General features: G+C 49.3%; 15 protein-coding genes and 1 other RNA gene. 5 read left to right on the top strand and 11 right to left on the bottom strand.

The annotated features are described in order from the left end of the window. Positions 1-3 precede the first annotated feature (3 nt). Positions 4-912, bottom strand: coding sequence for an ABC transporter ATP-binding protein (locus DFR42_RS04855; RefSeq protein ID WP_110253785.1), 909 nt, complete (start codon positions 910-912; stop codon positions 4-6). Between the two features lie 230 nt (positions 913-1142). Between DFR42_RS04855 and ffs the strand changes: the two genes are divergently transcribed. Next, positions 1143-1241: signal recognition particle sRNA small type (gene ffs, locus DFR42_RS04850), an RNA gene on the top strand. 68 nt (positions 1242-1309) lie between these two features. On the opposite strand, the gene DFR42_RS04845 is transcribed toward ffs, so the two are convergent. From DFR42_RS04845 to DFR42_RS04815, 7 genes are all read right to left on the bottom strand, one after another. After that, entirely contained in the window at positions 1310-3583 is a 2274-nt protein-coding gene (locus DFR42_RS04845) for an ATP-binding protein (RefSeq protein ID WP_110253784.1), read from the bottom strand. 73 nt (positions 3584-3656) lie between these two features. Next, positions 3657-4142, bottom strand: a complete 486-nt coding sequence (locus tag DFR42_RS04840) for a cache domain-containing protein (protein ID WP_110253783.1) — start codon at positions 4140-4142, stop codon at positions 3657-3659. A 365-nt stretch (positions 4143-4507) separates the two neighbouring features. Beyond that, complete coding sequence (locus tag DFR42_RS04835; RefSeq protein ID WP_245936825.1) at positions 4508-5821, bottom strand: MFS transporter; 1314 nt, start codon at positions 5819-5821, stop codon at positions 4508-4510. 21 nt (positions 5822-5842) lie between these two features. Continuing rightward, complete coding sequence (locus DFR42_RS04830) at positions 5843-6883, bottom strand: MerR family transcriptional regulator (protein WP_110253782.1); 1041 nt, start codon at positions 6881-6883, stop codon at positions 5843-5845. 99 nt (positions 6884-6982) lie between these two features. Then, positions 6983-7396, bottom strand: a complete 414-nt coding sequence (locus DFR42_RS04825; protein WP_110253781.1) for a DoxX family protein — start codon at positions 7394-7396, stop codon at positions 6983-6985. 149 nt (positions 7397-7545) lie between these two features. Then, positions 7546-8472, bottom strand: a complete 927-nt coding sequence (gene hslO, locus DFR42_RS04820; RefSeq protein WP_110253780.1) for an Hsp33 family molecular chaperone HslO — start codon at positions 8470-8472, stop codon at positions 7546-7548. A gap of 13 nt (positions 8473-8485) precedes the next feature. Next, a complete protein-coding gene (locus DFR42_RS04815) occupies positions 8486-9010 on the bottom strand; it encodes a gamma carbonic anhydrase family protein (protein WP_110253779.1) in 525 nt (174 codons plus the stop codon). Positions 9011-9105: 95 nt separating this feature from the next. Between DFR42_RS04815 and DFR42_RS04810 the strand changes: the two genes are divergently transcribed. Beyond that, entirely contained in the window at positions 9106-9912 is an 807-nt protein-coding gene (locus tag DFR42_RS04810) for a ferritin-like domain-containing protein (RefSeq protein WP_170133412.1), read from the top strand. Here the strand turns inward: DFR42_RS04810 and DFR42_RS04805 are convergent. Beyond that, the gene (locus tag DFR42_RS04805; protein WP_110253777.1) at positions 9909-10538 is read right to left on the bottom strand and encodes a GIN domain-containing protein; all 630 of its coding nucleotides are present in this window, start codon (positions 10536-10538) and stop codon (positions 9909-9911) included. The two genes, DFR42_RS04810 and DFR42_RS04805, sit on opposite strands and share 4 nt — an antisense overlap. A gap of 108 nt (positions 10539-10646) precedes the next feature. Then, positions 10647-11183, bottom strand: a complete 537-nt coding sequence (locus DFR42_RS04800) for a GNAT family N-acetyltransferase (RefSeq protein WP_110253776.1) — start codon at positions 11181-11183, stop codon at positions 10647-10649. A 184-nt stretch (positions 11184-11367) separates the two neighbouring features. On the opposite strand from DFR42_RS04800, the gene DFR42_RS04795 reads away from it, so the two are divergent. Further along, a complete protein-coding gene (locus tag DFR42_RS04795) occupies positions 11368-11922 on the top strand; it encodes a flagella assembly protein FlgT middle domain-containing protein (RefSeq protein ID WP_170133411.1) in 555 nt (184 codons plus the stop codon). Between the two features lie 23 nt (positions 11923-11945). Here DFR42_RS04795 and DFR42_RS04790 read toward each other — a convergent pair whose 3' ends face one another. Then, positions 11946-13670: an acetate--CoA ligase gene (locus tag DFR42_RS04790; protein ID WP_110253774.1), complete on the bottom strand. Its 1725-nt coding sequence runs from the start codon at positions 13668-13670 to the stop codon at positions 11946-11948. 145 nt (positions 13671-13815) lie between these two features. Here DFR42_RS04790 and DFR42_RS04785 point away from each other — a divergent pair, with 145 nt between their 5' ends. Further along, positions 13816-14709, top strand: a complete 894-nt coding sequence (locus DFR42_RS04785) for an alpha/beta fold hydrolase (protein ID WP_110253773.1) — start codon at positions 13816-13818, stop codon at positions 14707-14709. A 99-nt stretch (positions 14710-14808) separates the two neighbouring features. Further along, positions 14809-16062: a cystathionine gamma-synthase family protein gene (locus DFR42_RS04780; RefSeq protein ID WP_110253772.1), complete on the top strand. Its 1254-nt coding sequence runs from the start codon at positions 14809-14811 to the stop codon at positions 16060-16062. Positions 16063-16090: the final 28 nt, after the last annotated feature.

The following is a 16090-nucleotide window of genomic DNA, read 5'->3' as shown; positions in this document are numbered from 1 at the left end:
TCCTCAGGCTGCGCGTTGAACTGGCAATGCAGCGGGGCCAGACAGCAAGCCTGCCATCGCAGAAAAATACACATCTTCCAGATTACCTTGAGTGGCTTCAAAGTTGCTATCTGGCTGTGCATCTGCATACACGTGTATGAGTGTGCGGCCCGAGGTCAGACGGCTGGAGATGAGTTGATACTTTTGCTGGCAGGCAGCGAGTTCAGATTTTTCTATAAATCGTTTCCAGATTTTGCCCTGTATTTGCGCAATTAAAGAAAGCGGTTGGCCGGTCAGGATGACCTGGCCTTTGTTGATGACCGCCATGTTATTGCACAGGTCAGCCACGTCTTCCACGATATGGGTGGACAGGATGACGATTTTTTCTGAACCTATGTCCGCCAGCAAATTATGGAAGCGCACCCGTTCTTCGGGGTCCAGGCCGGCAGTTGGTTCATCAACGATGATCAGTTTCGGGTCGCCCAGGAGCGCCTGCGCAATACCAAAACGCTGGCGCATGCCGCCGGAAAATCCACCCAGATGCTTGCTTTTAACATTGTAGAGATTGGTTTGATGCAGCAAAGCCTCCACCACTTCTTTACGCTGCTTGCGGTTGTCCAGGCCCTTCAGGACCGCGAAGTGATCGAGTAAATCATAGGCACTGACCTTGGGGTAGAGGCCAAAATCCTGTGGCAGATAGCCGAGCAAACGGCGTATCTGATCTTTTTGTTCGCGGATATTCATATTATCCAGCAGCGCCGTGCCAGAATCAGCGTCTTGCAGAGTCGCCAGAGTACGCATGAGGGTGGATTTGCCCGCGCCATTTGGCCCGAGCAAGCCAAACATGCCAGCAGGTATGGTCAGGTTGATATTGTCCAGCGCTTGCACGCCATTACTATATTGTTTTGATAGCTGCTGTATGCGAAGTTCCATGCTTTTTCCTTTTTGTAATTGAACTATTCCCTGCGCGATGTGGCGCTGGCAGATATATCTTATGCAAATGGAATGTGCAAATGGAAAGATGCGATGAAACGGCCACAGACGGGGATGGAAGCAGGAAATTGCGGATTGAACTTGTTTGGCTGGAGTAGTGCCAAAGCACTGTCAGGCTTATTCTGGTCAAAGTGCTGCAAGTTTATGTCTGATGCGATATAATGCGGCTTGGCGGGCCCCTGCGCATTGCGGCGTGGCCAATCTGGTCAGGTCGGGAACGAAGCAGCCACAGTCACTTACCACAAGTGCCGCAGATCAGGCTCGCCAACTTCCTCTTTCAAATTCCCCAATTTAATTATCGTGACGTGTTTCACCATTTCTTTGGTGTTGCGCCAGTCTATGCGGCAAACCTGTCGGTTTGTTTGACTGGTGCAATTAAAGGCAATAACAAGCTGATGGTGGTTCCTTTGCCGGGTTCACTCTCCAGCTCAATCTTGCCACCTAACACATCCGTCACCAGGTTGTAGACTATATGCATCCCCAGTCCTGAGCCGCCCTTGCCAAGCTTAGTCGTAAAGAAGGGGTCAAATACACGGGCAAGATGTTCAGGTGAAATGCCTGATCCATCATCACTAAAGATAATTTCTACCTGATGTTGACCAAAAAGTCTGGTTTTCAGGTACATATTACCGTGCTCCATCTGTTCAAATGCATGTGTCAGACTGTTATTCACTGAATTCGTGATGATTTGTGCCAGCGCCCCGGGATAACTTTCCATGCTTATGTCAGAAGCGAAGTCTGTGTGCAGACGATGAGCGGTCCTGCTATACATGGGTTCCAGAGTGGCTAGGATTTCATTGAGCGTAGTACTCAAGTCGAAATTGCGTCGGTGATTGCTGGACTGGTCTACTGCAACTTGTTTGAAACTGAGTATCAGCTGGGCTGCTCTGTCCAGACTGCGCACAAGTATGTTGGCCCCTTTGCTGGTTTCACGGGTCAGCTTTGCGAGGATAGAGCGACGGGGTTGATTGGTTGATAATTCATTTTCCATGGATTCAGCATGATCTTGCAGGGTCGAAGCAACAGTGACGCTATTACCTATGGGAGTATTTAATTCATGTGCAATACCAGCAACCAGGGACCCCAGTGCGGCCATTTTTTCAGAGCGTATCAATTCAACCTGCATGGTAGTGAGACTGTCTAGCGCATTGCCCAGTTCTTTATTGGTTTCTTCGAGGCTCTGCGTCCTTTGCCTGACGCGCTCTTCCAGGTCTGTATTTAACTGCCTAATCTCATTTTCTATCGCGCGTATCTGGCTGATATCGATGGGCGTAAAGATAACCATCTTGTCGCCGTCAGATTCAAAAAGCCTGGCAGATAATAAGCAGGTGGCAATGTTGCCGTTTTTGTAGCGGAAGCGCATTTCAAACTGATCAACAAAACCTTGCTCTTTAAGTAGAGTCAGGTAATTTTTTCGTAAATTAATATCTTCCCAAAGATGCAGCTCCTGCGGTGATTTACCCATCATTTCCTGGACTTGAAAGCCGGTTTGCCTGAGCAGGCTGTCATTTACTTCAACCAATTTATCATCTGCCAGACTGATCAAGGCCAAAGGAACAGGGGAAAATTTAAACAGATTGACGAACTTGCTTTCACTGATGCGTAGCGACATCTCTGATTTTCTCAAGGAATCCTCAGAGCTATGCAAACGGTGTATATGTATCCAGAGCGAAAATGTCAGTATGCATAAGAGTAGTATTGTTACCCCGGAAAATATCACCCGATCACGCGTGCGTTCACGCCAGGGTGAAAGGATAGAGTCATTGTCCCGGGCAAAAACTGAGACGATAGGAAAACCAGTAATTTTTCTATAGGTATATAGACGTTCTATCTGGTTTTTTTCATCAAGAAACTGCTTGTCCCTGAAGTTGCCTTCAACTTCCTTGAGTACTAGATTCTTGATGACAGGAGATTGTTTAAACTCTTTGCCAACATATTTTTTATCAAAGGGAAAACGAACGATAACCGTACCTTCGTCGGTGAATAAAGAGACTATCGCCTTGCTGTCCTTGGCTACCCGCGCATATACAGAACTGAAGTAAGCGACACTGATATCGGTGCTGATGATACCCAGATGGGTGCCATTATCTGCAAATAAATTACGCGCCAGAGGAACGACCAGTTCAGTATCATAAAAGCGTTCAAATGGATGTCCTATGATGGCGTGTTTGATTTCAGGGTGCTTTAGCAGATAGGGAATGTAGGTTCTTTCATCCGCATCAACTTGATATGCAGGATAATCGATAGTGCTGACAAATGCTTTTCCAGTGGTATTTACATACTGCAGAGCCTTTAATACTTTGTTAAAAGGCTGTGCCTGGGTGATCAGTTCGCGAATGATATCGTCATTCAGCTCTCTTTCCCTGCTGATGGACTGTATGGCGTTAATGACGGTGCTTAAATTGCCATCGGCCTCTCTTAGCGTCTGGGTTGCGTGTTCTTCCAGCAGGCGAACTGTAACCAGGCCATTTTCATACTCTGATTTGAAGGTGAGGCTGCGGTCTTGTGAAATAGCCCACCAGGTTTGCAAAATAATGGCGGCAATGGCCACACCTGCAAGCAACAGGAAAATTACACCAGCAATTTTTGGCCGTTCAGCCGGTCCTGCCATGCAAATTCCTTCCTGTAATTATTTCATCAAGAGGAAGTTTTCCGCTTCCTCTTTCAAACAACAAGAAAATGTATTAATAGTATATCCCTGTTCCCAGGCAGAAATCTTGTCCCGGAACTCTTTCAACATAACCTTTCTTCCTTTCCAGTTCTTTACTTATCGGGTTTGGCCAGCGATAGGCTACCCATGCCTTGCCATTGGCAAAACACTTCTCGACTAATTCCTTGATCAGATAAACACCGTCCTGATCACGCATGTCCAGCATGGTTTTCCCTACGATTTTAGGATTTTTCCCATGAACTGCCTGATAACCTTTTTGGTCCACCGTATAAAGATAGAGGTCCCCTTTTTTATTGATGTCGCTGGTGGTGTTGAAAGGACTATCCAGTTTATTGAATTCAACGATTGATTTTTCGACACCATTTTTTTTGATGTATTCCTGAGCCTTTTGTATTAAAGCCAGAGCTTCGGCTTCTGTACTTCTTTCAGTAGCTGATACGTAGAGTGGTGATGCAGCAACAATAAATCCCAAAGCGAATGCAAGGCAAGTTTTTCTCATGGATGTCTCCCTGATTTGTGCTGACTTATGCTGGTTGATGAACTAAAACTACTTTCGTACCTTGAAGCAGCAGAATGACAAATCCCAGGCAAATCAAATAACGGGCAGGCACGTAACCCAATGACGTTTTGTTAGCAGCCACAATGATTCGATTTAATTACCTGGTGTTTACATCATAGAGCGAAACCCTGGAAAGTTAAGTTGAATGGAAATGAATTGCTATCCAAATTAACCCGATTTAACATGGGATTTGTTGTTTTTTGGAAACTGACTGGCGAGAGGATGTGTATCGATGTGACTCAGGCGTCATTGAGGCAGAAGAGGTTATCCGCCTGAGATCAGCCTGAGCCTGTTTAATGCAGGTTTTATGCAGTGACGCGTTTATCTGTCACCCTGGCAATAGGGCTGATTTGCGTCGCCATAATGACGATCAAAATCAACAAACTGCCACTACCCATGAATAATTGCGGGATAGTGATACCGCGCAGCAGCCAGCCGGTGAATGCTGCAGAGACCGGACCTATGCCCATGAAGATAAACATGAACATACTCATGGCGCGGCCTATCATATTTGGTGGCACCTGTTTTTGCACCCAGGTAAACACGGCCACATGCAAGAAACCACCCAGGATACCCACACTTAACAGTATGCCTGCACCTTGCCAGCTGGAGCTGATCAAGCCCATGGGGACGAACAATATGCCCACAATAAAATCGACCAGCAGGATAGTACGCCCCAGGTTACCAAAGCGCAGATTGGGTTTCATGCCTGCCAGCGCCATACCCAATAAAGTGCCTGCACCGTGAGAACCTGCCAGCAAGCCAAGTGCGCTGGCACTATTGCTAAGCTGGTTTGCCATCACCGGCAGGGCAATCTGTATCGGCCCCATGATGAAGAAAGCGATTGCCGCCCAGTAGATAAAGCAACTACGCAACTGTTTTTCATTCCAGCAGTAACGCAAACCTTCCGCAAGTGACTGTAGCAATGCCGGTTTTTGTGACGCAGGTGCTGTGCTAACGGGGGCTGGTACGCCATCATTCATCCTGACCTTGTTCAGTGTCCAGGCTGAGAAAGCGTAGGTAAAGCAGTCAAAGAAAAATGCTGCTGCCAGGCCTTGCGCATCATGAACCATGCCGCTTCCCTGCGTACCAAACATGGCAATCAACAAGCCTGCCAGCACCGGCCCTATGAACATGGTCAACTGGCGCATACCCAGCATGATGCCATTCGCAGATTGCAATTGGGATGGCTGCACGACACGCGGCAACATTGACGTACCTGACGGTATGCTGAATGCGGTTGATATACCCAGGCCTAGCGCCAGAGCGTACACCATCCATAATTCCAGCTTGCCGTAAAAAATCAGGGCGCTCAATATGCCCAACAGCAGCGTATTGATGTACTTGGTTTGCATCATCACTGTCTTGGGTGAATAACGATCGACCACTGCGCCACCCAGCAAGATCAACAGTGCGCGCGGTACGCTGATCAGTGCCAGTACGATACCCAGTATCAGAGTATCACCGGTCATTTTCAGGACAAGCCAGGGCAGGGCAATTAAAGTGAACTGGTCACCCAGCATGGAGATCGCGCCGCCGCCTATCATCCAGAGAAAATTACTGTCCTTGAACATGCCTTTGGGCTTGCTGTCGACTGTATTCTTGTTTATTTCGTTCATTCTATTTCCTTAAATTCTATTTCATTTCAAGGGGTAATTCTTTTCGAGAGTTGCCAATCCCTGGCGAGCGTAGGAAATGATGGATGGCGTCAATCCGCCTCCTATGCTTAGCTCTGGCTCTTTTTCATGGATGCTCCTTACCTTGAGCATGGTCGGCAGATGGTTACCCCAGGCATCCATGAACAGGGTACGCCACTTGATTAAAATGGCTTGTACGTCAGGGTGTTCAGGTGGCAGGTTCAGGGCCATTTTTTGCCTTACCTCAGAAAAGACCCGCGTCCAGGATTCGGCATTTTTAAAAAAGGAGTGACGAAAATACTTCAGCTCTTCTTCACTCAGGTGTTTTCTGTAAATGTCGTACCTGACCTCAACTGATGCCTGGGTGATGAAATCCATCATTTCATCATCCACACCGCTTAATGACTGCAGTGAAGGTTCTTTTCTGTGCATCAAGGTGAATTTGCTGAGCAATCTGGGATCAGGCATGATCTTGCTCATGGCTAGCACCCATTCTTTGGCCAATTGCTTGGCAGCATGATCATGTGGTGAGGTTTTTTGATCCAGCAAGCTCCTGGCTGCCTGGATAAGGGGCGACATATGCGTTTCAAGCTTGCTTTTCGCCTGTAGCTCCAGTTCACGCATATGCAAAATCTCATCGCGGCTGAAGTACTTGCCTATCAAACTCATCATTTCCAGCGTTGAAAGCCAATATTCCAGATTGGGTTCGCTTTTAGCTTTCAACACGCCAGACAATTGTTGTAGCCTGTCGCGTAACTCCATGCTCTGGGCTATCTGTTGATCCAGGCCAGAAATCTGTTCGTCTATGACACTGTGTAAGTCGCCACTTGCACCATTGATGAGATCGCCCACCTCGGCCAGAGATAAATCGAGGCGGCGCAGGGCCTGGATATGATGCAGGCGTTTGATATCCGACCTGTCGTAGAGGCGATACCCAGCCTCTGAGCGCGCAGATGGCTTGAGCAAGCCAATTTTGTCGTAATGATGCAGTGTGCGTATGGTCAGGCCAGTGCGGCTGGCCAGTTCACCGATTTTCAATAACATACCTGATCTCCTCCAATGAGAGAGACTATAAAGCCTCACCTAATGTCAGGGTCAAAGGTTTTTTGAAAATAATTTTGCTAATCGACGTATTTGTCTTTTTTATCTTTTTTCTGGCCAATAAGCCCACATGACGCCCAGCAAACTGGTCAGCAGGATAAAGCCCCATTCCATGCCGCCCTGACCGGGGCCGACAACATACCAGCCATAGTGGGAGTGAACATGGATTAGTCCAAAGCAGACAACAACGATATGGCCTAAGCAGGCAGGGACGACAAAGCGGTTAGCAAGTAATGCCAGGCTACTTGAGGTTTGCACCAGCAAGACCAGCCATGCCAGAGCAGTGCCAAAGGGGTAGCCAAGTTCGGTCAGGAACTCGCCAAATTTTGGGATATTTGCCAGGTGGGTGTATCCATGCAGAGGGTGCATCAAAATAATCAATGCGACACCGATGCGTACGATATCCATACCTCGGTGCAGGTTGGCTGGGTTCGTTTTATACCATTGCTGAATCATGGAAAGTCTCCGGAATAATGAGCTTTCGAGAATGACAGAATGCGGGAGTGGAAATCAGAGCAAGTGACGAAACTGTATTGGTGAGTGACGAATTTCGCAAGACTTGTTGCGGGAATGGTCTGGTGACAGCATCACCAGACCAGCAGAAATTAATGTTTGATTTCAGGTGCGGTCAGCGTACCTTCAGTCAGCGTGCTGGCAACGAACAACTGTGCGCAATCCACCTTGTCGAAGCCGTAGTGCTTGCCACAGAAATCACAATTGATATCCAGCGTGCCCAGATCAGCAATGGCAGACTGTATTTCTTCTTCACCCAGCATTCTCAGCATGTCGCCGACTTTTTCACGCGTACAGTTGCACTGGAATTGCGGATGCAGAGGGTCGAAGACGCGTATGGTTTCTTCCCAGAACAGACGGTGCAAGAGTATGTCTATACCTGTGCTCAGTAATTCTGGGCGCTTCAGCGTATCGCCCAGCATGACGGCATGGTTCCAGGCTTCGGTTTCATCTTCTACCTGGGCTTCAGCACCACCGGTTTTAGGCAGTTTTTGCAGCAACATGCCGCGTGCGACCTGATCGTCCGCCGCCAGCCACAGCTTGGTGTCAAGCTGTTCTGAACGCTGCATATAGTTTTCAATGACCGTTGCAATACTGTCCCCATCCAGTGGCACGATGCCCTGGTAGGCCTGCTGGCCTGGCAATTTATTGTTCGGGTCCAGGGTGATCACAAAACGACCTTTACCATGGGAATGGATCAGGTCACTCAGGCTGGCATCTTCCGCAATATTGGCATGCTCGCTGAGTTTGGCAGTGGCACGCATTTTCAGTTCAGCATCGCATTCAACGACCAGCAGCTTGACCGGACCATCACCATGGATTTGCATGATCATGGTGCCATCAAACTTCAGGTTGGCTGATAGCAGGGCAGATGCGGCCATCAATTCACCGAGTATGGTTTGTACTGCAGCAGGATAAGTCTTGCGTGCCAGGGTTTGTTGCCAGGTGTGGGTCAGTTCGACCATTTCGCCGCGTACACCGGCATGTTCGAACATGAATTTTTGTAAGGTATCAGTCATTGTTATCGCTAAATCAGTCTATGCGTTTGAGTTGTGTTTTAAAGGCTTGCCCGCGCTTCACATAAGTGTCGGCATTGCGCTGCAGGCCGGCAATGTCTGCTTCGCCCAGGGTTCTGACTACCTTGGCAGGCGAGCCTATGATGAGAGAGTTATCCGGGAATTCTTTGCCTTCCGTGACCAGTGCACCAGCGCCAACCAGACAGTTCTTGCCTATCTTCGCGCCATTCAGCACTACAGCCTGTATGCCTATCAATGAGCCATCGCCAACGGTGCAGCCGTGCAGCATGGCCTGATGGCCGACAGTCACATTTTTGCCTATCACCATGGGGTAACCAGGATCAGTGTGTAAAATGCTGCCTTCCTGCACATTGCTGTTTTCACTGATGGTAATCAATTCATTGTCACCGCGTATGGTGACGTCAAACCAGATGCTGGCATTGGCTTCTATTTTGACTTTGCCTATGATATTGGCGCTGTCGGCAATATAGGCAGATGCATCAGTTTCAGGGCTTAAGTCACCGAATTGGTAAATGGGCATGGTTGTTCCGTAAAATGACGCAATATTGGTTAAACCTATTGGCTAAAGCAGTATTGTAAACCCCTGCGGGCTTACTTGCCTGGCTTCACATGTATATGAAAGATAAAGTTATTAATGAGTTAAGAGCATGCGCATTGGCTGCGGTACTGGAACCAGATCCTCAACGTAAATGTGAGGCTATCCATGCAATTCTCAAGGAGCCGCTGCTGGATGTCGCCACAGTTTTTGCTGAGCCTGAGGGCATACCTGGTCGCCTGAGTAAGCCTGAACTGGTGCCACCGGGTAAAGTAGGCCGTCGTGCCATGAATACGGTAGAAGGCAGGGCGGTGCTGATTCATGCACTGGCGCATATAGAATTGAATGCAGTCAATCTGGCGGCAGACATCATCTGGCGTTTTGCCGGCATGCCTGCGCAGTTTTACCTGGACTGGTTGAAAGTGGCCAAGGAAGAGGCTTATCACTTTCAATTGCTGGTTGGGCATCTGCGTACCCAGGGTTTTGCTTATGGCGACTTCCCCGCGCATAACAGCATGTGGGAAATGGCAGAGAAAACCAGGGGTGATCTATTGGCCCGTCTCGCCCTGGTGCCGCGCACGCTGGAAGCACGCGGCCTGGATGCGACGCCTGCCGTCATGGCCAAGCTGGCACAGGCAGGTGACCATGCTGCTGCCGATATTCTGGCGATTATCCTCCATGATGAAATTGGCCATGTCGCCATCGGCAATTTTTGGTACAAAAAAATGTGTGCGGAGCAGAGCCTGGATATCATTTCAACATATGCCGAGATGACCCGTAAATACAAGGCCCCACCAGTGCGGGGGCCTTTTAACCTGGAAGGCCGGAGGGCAGCAGGGTTTGATGAGGATGAGCTGCGTGCCCTGCAGGCAGCGGCAAATATTTAATCCCCGGCACGTACCGAGCCTATACCATCGACAGATTTACTGACATTGCGTGGGCGGCCATAATAAGTCAGGCTGCCTATGCCTTGTACCGATGCATTCAGACTGTCGCTGGCATTCACAGATACTGAGCCTATGCCTTCTATGCGCGCATCCACCTGCTCAGCAATCAGGTTTTTGGTTTCTACCAGCCCCACGCCTTCTGCACGTAAGGTAAAAGATTTGACCTTGCCGTTGGCGACCAGCATGCCTGCACCTTCATAAGACAAGGCAAAGTGAGGGCCAGACAGATTGTTCAGCGTGGTTTTGCCAGCACCTTCCATCTTGAACCTGCTTAATTCAGGGATGCTGATGATGACCTGAGAATTGTCATTGATTTTGACTGTATTCTTTTCTTTATAGGAAATGACCAGTTCTTCACCAATGACTTCGGTAATGATATTGTTGACAAACTTTTCATTACCCTTGACTTGTACTGACTGAGACTTACCAACTTCAACCACCAGGCTGAAAGCACTGCGGGTCTTGATAGATTTAAACGCAGGCAAATTACGGGTTTGCTCGTCAGCGAATGCGACGGAGCTGATAGAGCAGATGAGCAGGGCAGATATCAACAACATATGGCGCATGGTTTTCTCCAGTGGTAAGTTTGTAGCACTGGTCCTAGTATTGCCAATTTTATTTCCACTTGCTCCCGCTTTGCGATGAACTGCAAAATTCTGGGGATGAGCCGTAATTCAGGCTGGGCGCACTGTGTTCAGCTTTTCATAGTGCAGCATATCCATCCATATGCCGTTTCTCAGCACGGATGCGTGAGAATGGCCATATTCATTGAAGCCGCATTTGCGCATGATGGCTTGTGAAGGCAGATTGTCAATGATGACGACGGCTTCTATACGATTTAGCCTGAATTCATCAAATGCCTGGTTCACCACGGCATTGACAGCTGCCGTAGCATAACCGTGACCGCCATGGCGCTGGCTGAAACGGTAACCGAGAAATGCCTTGTGGTATTGGTCCTGTTCTACGCCACGCAAGGTGATGCGGCCGACAACTTCATTTTCTACCCAGGCCAGGTAGTGATATTCACGTTTGGCATTGGCCAGGTATTGTGCCTGTTCCAGGCTGGAGCGGACCTCTTGCAAATAATAAAAATCATCACCACGGCTGGCTATCCATTCTTCAAAATGCTGGCGATTTTCCTGTTCAAATGCTAATACGGCGGCTGCATCATCGGCTTTGACCAGAGAAATTTTCAGGCTTGGAGTGATCATTCTGCTTAGGCTATGAAGGTTGGCGATTTATTGATTGTAATAGATGCTTAAAGTTGTTGCTGATGCGGTCGTAATAAAAGCAATGATTCCTGAAAAGAACAAAATGACAGGCTTAAGATCAATGGTAAACCGGATTGCGTTAATTTTACTCGGCGTATTCTTTTCTGCGCACTCCATTGCACAAATGACCGATCCCGGTTTGCCGCCTAATTTGCCATCCAATAAGGCTCTGGTGTTGACAGGTTTCGCCGTCAATAAGCCCGTGCAGGTACTCGATATTGATGATGCGGCCCAAGGCTTTCCCAAAGCGATTGCCCGCAGGCTCATGCGTGAGCGGCAAGTGCAGGTGCGCACGTCGCCTGATCTATTGTCGTTTGACTGGCAACAGGATGTTCCGCCACTGAAACTCTTGCAGCAACTGGGCCAGACTTATGCCAGCCGCTACATCGTCTCAGGAGAAATTCGCAATGCAGGCACCAAGATAGATAGTAATCTGTTTGGCCTGACGCAAAAAAGAACCCGTGCCATAGAACTGGATGTACGTATCTATGATGCGCGCACTGGTCAACTGCTAGCGCAGCAGGAATTTTCAAATACGGTTGCGGGAAATGTAAGCGTAGGGCGTGAACATGTCTTTGATGGAGCGGCTTTCAATAGCACTCTGTATGGCAAGACTATCAGCGATATGCTGGACCAGGTTGCCAGCCTGGTCAGTGCCACGGTGATGGCGCAGCACTGAGCGGGTTTGAATTGTAGTTTGAATTATTTTGCTGCGCGCTCTTCTTCACGCAGACGTAATATGCGTCGCTGTATTTTGCCTGTAGTGGTCATCGGCAAGGCATCGATAAATTCTATCTCTTTCGGATACTCATAGGGTGCGAGTTTGCCCCGCACATGATCTTGCAATTCCTTGATCAGTGCATCGCCACCCTGAAACCCCTGGCTTAACACCACATAGGCCTTGACCAGGTTGCCTCGTTCTTTGTCTGGTTTAGGCACGACTGCGACATTTGCCACTGCCGCATGTTTGACCAGGCAATTCTCGATTTCGGATGGGCCTATGCGGTAACCCGCAGCCTTGAACATATCATCTGCGCGACCCTGATACCACAGGTAGCCATCGGCATCGCGGGTAGCCAGGTCGCCCGTTCTGCACCAGTCGCCAGTGAATTTATTGCGGGTTGCCGTGTCGTTTTTCCAGTAACCCAGAAAGAATACAGGGTCAAGATGGCCGTAGGCATCATAACGGCTCATGGCAACTTCACCTGTTTCACCATCTGCCACTTCATTGCCATCATCGTCAATAACTGCCACCCTGTGTCCAGGATAAGGCCGTCCCATACTACCGGGTTTGGCTGGCCACAATTGATGGCTGTTGCCGACGATGTAGTTCATTTCAGTCTGGCCGAACATTTCATTTGGTGTGATGTGCAAAGCCTTTTCACACCAGTTGAAAACGGCGTCACCGACAGCTTCACCCGCAGTCATGATGGCGCGCAAGGCGAGATTGTATTTTTTCCTGGGCTTGGGCTCTGCCTTCATCATCATCTTCAAGGCAGTAGGGAACAGGAAGGTATTTGTGACCTGGTATTTTTCCAGCAGATAGTAAGCAGTCTCTGCAGTGAATCGACCCTGGTAGCCAACGATGGGTTTGCCAAAATACAAGGTAGGCAATAAGGCATCCATTAAGCCGCCAGTCCAGGCCCAGTCAGCCGGTGACCAGAAGACATCTTCATCTTGCGGGAACCAGTTTTGCGAAGCCACAAAGCCAGTGAGGTTACCGATAATGGCAGAATGCGGTAGCAGCGCTCCCTTGGGCGCACCAGTAGTGCCGCTGGTGTAAATCAGGATCGCCGGGTCACTGGAACGGGTGTCGGCAATGCGGGCAGTAACAGGCATGTTGGGCACATGCGTTTCCCAGTCTATGCAGGGCGGCATGTCGTTATTGGTGTCGCAGTCGACGGTAATCACGGTTTTCAGGTCGGGACAGCGGCTGCGTATTTCTTCAAATGCCTTGATCCCACTGCCATCCAGAACGATGGCGATGGACTGGCTGTGCTGCAGCCGGTATTCCAGCGCTTCAGGTCCGAACAAAAAGGAGAGGGGCATGACGATGGCGCCAATTTGCAGGCAAGCCATGATAGTAATCGCGGTTTCTGGCCTTTGCGGCAAGATGCAGGCAATCACGTCGCCACGCTGTATGCCTTCCTGCAAGAATAGATTGGCAAGCTGGTTGGCTTGTTCGTGCAATTGCTGATAAGTCAGGCGACGGCTATTGCCTTCGCTGTCTTCATAAAGAATGGCAGTCTTCTTTGCATGTTTATGCTTTACCGCCCACCGGTGACAACAGGCTTCTGCGATATTGAAATTGCTGGGTACATCCCATCTGAACTTGTGATAAAGCTGATCATAATGGTCAACATGGGTAACTTGATCAGCTTTTGTATCGTTTTCTGTCTTGTCTTTGAGTTTGTTCAACTGCTTCATCCTGTCTCCGTTATAATAATCGAACGGTCGTGCTATTGCATGTTCGTGCTGCAAGTGCCCTGAGGCATTAGTATCATGCTACTTGATTATGTGCTTTGCAGGCTGGCGTTTGCCTGTATTTCCAGATGAAAAATATTAAATTCTTATGAATACTCTATTCAAGCCTTCACGCACATCCTTTCTTGATATCCGTGGCCTGCAATACCACGTGCGCAGTTGGGGGCGGGAAGATGCGCCCAAAATCATCATGCTGCATGGCTGGATGGATGTGTCTGCGTCTTTCCAGTTCGTCGTCGATTGCCTCAAGCAAGACTGGCAAGTGCTTGCACCTGACTGGCGCGGCTTTGGATTGACTGAATCGCCCAATGTCGATACTTACTGGTTCCCGGATTATCTGGGTGACCTCGATGCGCTGCTAAGGCATATCTCGCCGGATGAGCCCGTGAATTTGCTGGGACACAGCATGGGCGCGAATGTCGCTGGCCTGTATGCAGGTGTACGCCCTGAGCGAGTGCGCAAGTTCATCAATCTTGAAGGCTTTGGCATGCCAGTGACCCATCCCAAGCAGGCACCCGGGCGTTACAGGAAATGGCTAGATGAGCTGGAAAACCAGGCTGGCCTGCGCACTTATGCTTCGCAAGCAGAAGTAGCCACCCGTTTGCAAAAAACCAATCCACGCTTGTCAGACGAAAGAGCGGCATTTCTTTCTGCACATTGGGCCAAGGAAACCAGCCCCGGTTGCTGGGAAATTTTGGGTGACCCTGCCCACAAGCAAACCAGTCCGCTCCTATACCGGGTTGAAGAGGTCATGGCTTGCTGGCAAAAAATCACTGCTCCAGTATTGTGGATGGAGGCAGATGACACCAATGTCTGGCACTGGATGGGGCCAAAAGAAGAAGCACGTGTAGAAATAGACAGGCGCCTGGAGCATATACCGCAGCTACAAAAAGAGATGATTTTCGATGCCGGGCACATGCTGCACCATGACCAGCCTGAGAAATTGGCAGAATTGATAGAGGCATTCTTGCTGAAAGATTGATTTAGCTGCTCAGCCTACCTCTGTACAAGAATGAGAAAGCGAGTTCTGGGTTAAACTCCCAAAACTCGCTTTTTATTTTCTCATTCATTTCCCGGCATTATGAGCACGACATCTCAATCACCCAAATACGGTTTCACCACCACCATCCTGCATAGCGACAGACAAAAAGAGATAGAGCATGGCTCTGTTCATAAACCCATCCATACCTCAGTCATGTATGGCTACGGCGACGCGCGGGATCTGGCAGCGGTGTTCCAGAATAAACAATCTGGCTACCGCTATGGCCGCCAGGGTAATCCTACCGTCTCTGCGCTGGAAGAAAAAATCAGCAAGATGGAAGGCGGGCTGGCTACCATCGCATTTGCAACCGGCATGGCTGCCATAGGCGCAGTGTTCCAGGCATTATTGCGCCAGGGTGATCATCTGGTGTCTTCTTCATTCTTGTTTGGCAATACCAATAGCCTGTGGCAAACCGTGGCCGGGCAGGGTGTCGATGTGTCATTGGTGGATGCCACTGATGCAAGTCACGTCGCAGCCGCACTGACGCCAGCAACCCGCATGGTGTTTGTAGAAACCATCGCCAATCCACGCACGCAAATCGCTGATTTGAAAAAAATAGGTGAGCTGTGCCGTGAAAAAGGCATCCTGTTTGTGGTCGATAACACCATGACTTCGCCTTATCTGTTCCAGCCCAAAGTTGTGCATGCAGGCTTGGTGATCAATTCGCTTACTAAATCCATCGCCGGTCATGGCAATGTGCTGGGTGGTGCCTTGACGGACACTGGCTTGTTTGACTGGAGCGCATTTCCAAATATTGCCGCCAACTTCCGCAAGCAGCCTGCAAAGATGCAGGGTCTGGCACAAATCAGGGCCAAGGCTTTGCGTGATTTTGGTGCCTCGCTGTCGCCAGAAGCAGCACACCAGGTTGCTGTAGGTGCAGAAACCATCGCTCTGCGCATGGATAGGGAATGTGCGAACGCCCTGGCGCTGGCAAAAATGCTGGCTGCCGACCCGCGTGTAGCAGCAGTTCATTATCCTGGCCTGCCAGACCATCCCCAACATGTCCTGGCCACAGAGTTGTTTACTGCCTACGGTGCCTTGTTCAGTTTTGAGTTAAAACCCGAGATTGATTGTTTTGATTACCTGAACCGCCTGAAGCTGGCGATCAATGCAACCCATCTTGGTGATACCCGCACCCTTGTTATTCCGGTTGCACACACCATTTTCTTTGAGATGGGGGCAGAGCGCCGTGCCGAGATGGGGATAGCGGATTCCTTGATACGCGTATCTGTGGGCATAGAAGATACCCAGGATTTGCTGGCTGATTTTGCGAATGCGCTGGCATCTGAGTAAAAAGATAGCGCAAGTTTGAACTAAAGAC

This window comes from Undibacterium pigrum (genome assembly GCF_003201815.1).
Taxonomy (GTDB): Bacteria; Pseudomonadota; Gammaproteobacteria; order Burkholderiales; family Burkholderiaceae_D; genus Undibacterium; species Undibacterium pigrum.
The sequence above is the reverse complement of the archived record's forward strand: the minus strand, read 5'-3'. Positions and strand labels throughout refer to the sequence as shown.

Bases quoted from the DNA above. Each gene is read 5' to 3' on its own strand.
- DFR42_RS04800 (WP_110253776.1), bottom strand. From the start codon at position 11,183: ATGATCACTCCAAGCCTGAAAATTTCTCTGGTCAAAGCCGATGATGCA.
- DFR42_RS04810 (WP_170133412.1), top strand. From the start codon at position 9,106: ATGAAAGATAAAGTTATTAATGAGTTAAGAGCATGCGCATTGGCTGCG.
- DFR42_RS04785 (WP_110253773.1), top strand. From the start codon at position 13,816: ATGAATACTCTATTCAAGCCTTCACGCACATCCTTTCTTGATATCCGT.
- DFR42_RS04830 (WP_110253782.1), bottom strand. From the start codon at position 6,883: ATGTTATTGAAAATCGGTGAACTGGCCAGCCGCACTGGCCTGACCATA.
- DFR42_RS04790 (WP_110253774.1), bottom strand. From the start codon at position 13,670: ATGAAGCAGTTGAACAAACTCAAAGACAAGACAGAAAACGATACAAAA.
- DFR42_RS04825 (WP_110253781.1), bottom strand. From the start codon at position 7,396: ATGATTCAGCAATGGTATAAAACGAACCCAGCCAACCTGCACCGAGGT.
- DFR42_RS04855 (WP_110253785.1), bottom strand. From the start codon at position 912: ATGGAACTTCGCATACAGCAGCTATCAAAACAATATAGTAATGGCGTG.
- DFR42_RS04835 (WP_245936825.1), bottom strand. From the start codon at position 5,821: ATGAACGAAATAAACAAGAATACAGTCGACAGCAAGCCCAAAGGCATG.
- DFR42_RS04840 (WP_110253783.1), bottom strand. From the start codon at position 4,142: ATGAGAAAAACTTGCCTTGCATTCGCTTTGGGATTTATTGTTGCTGCA.
- DFR42_RS04795 (WP_170133411.1), top strand. From the start codon at position 11,368: ATGACCGATCCCGGTTTGCCGCCTAATTTGCCATCCAATAAGGCTCTG.
- DFR42_RS04845 (WP_110253784.1), bottom strand. From the start codon at position 3,583: ATGGCAGGACCGGCTGAACGGCCAAAAATTGCTGGTGTAATTTTCCTG.
- hslO (WP_110253780.1), bottom strand. From the start codon at position 8,472: ATGACTGATACCTTACAAAAATTCATGTTCGAACATGCCGGTGTACGC.
- DFR42_RS04805 (WP_110253777.1), bottom strand. From the start codon at position 10,538: ATGCGCCATATGTTGTTGATATCTGCCCTGCTCATCTGCTCTATCAGC.
- DFR42_RS04815 (WP_110253779.1), bottom strand. From the start codon at position 9,010: ATGCCCATTTACCAATTCGGTGACTTAAGCCCTGAAACTGATGCATCT.
- DFR42_RS04780 (WP_110253772.1), top strand. From the start codon at position 14,809: ATGAGCACGACATCTCAATCACCCAAATACGGTTTCACCACCACCATC.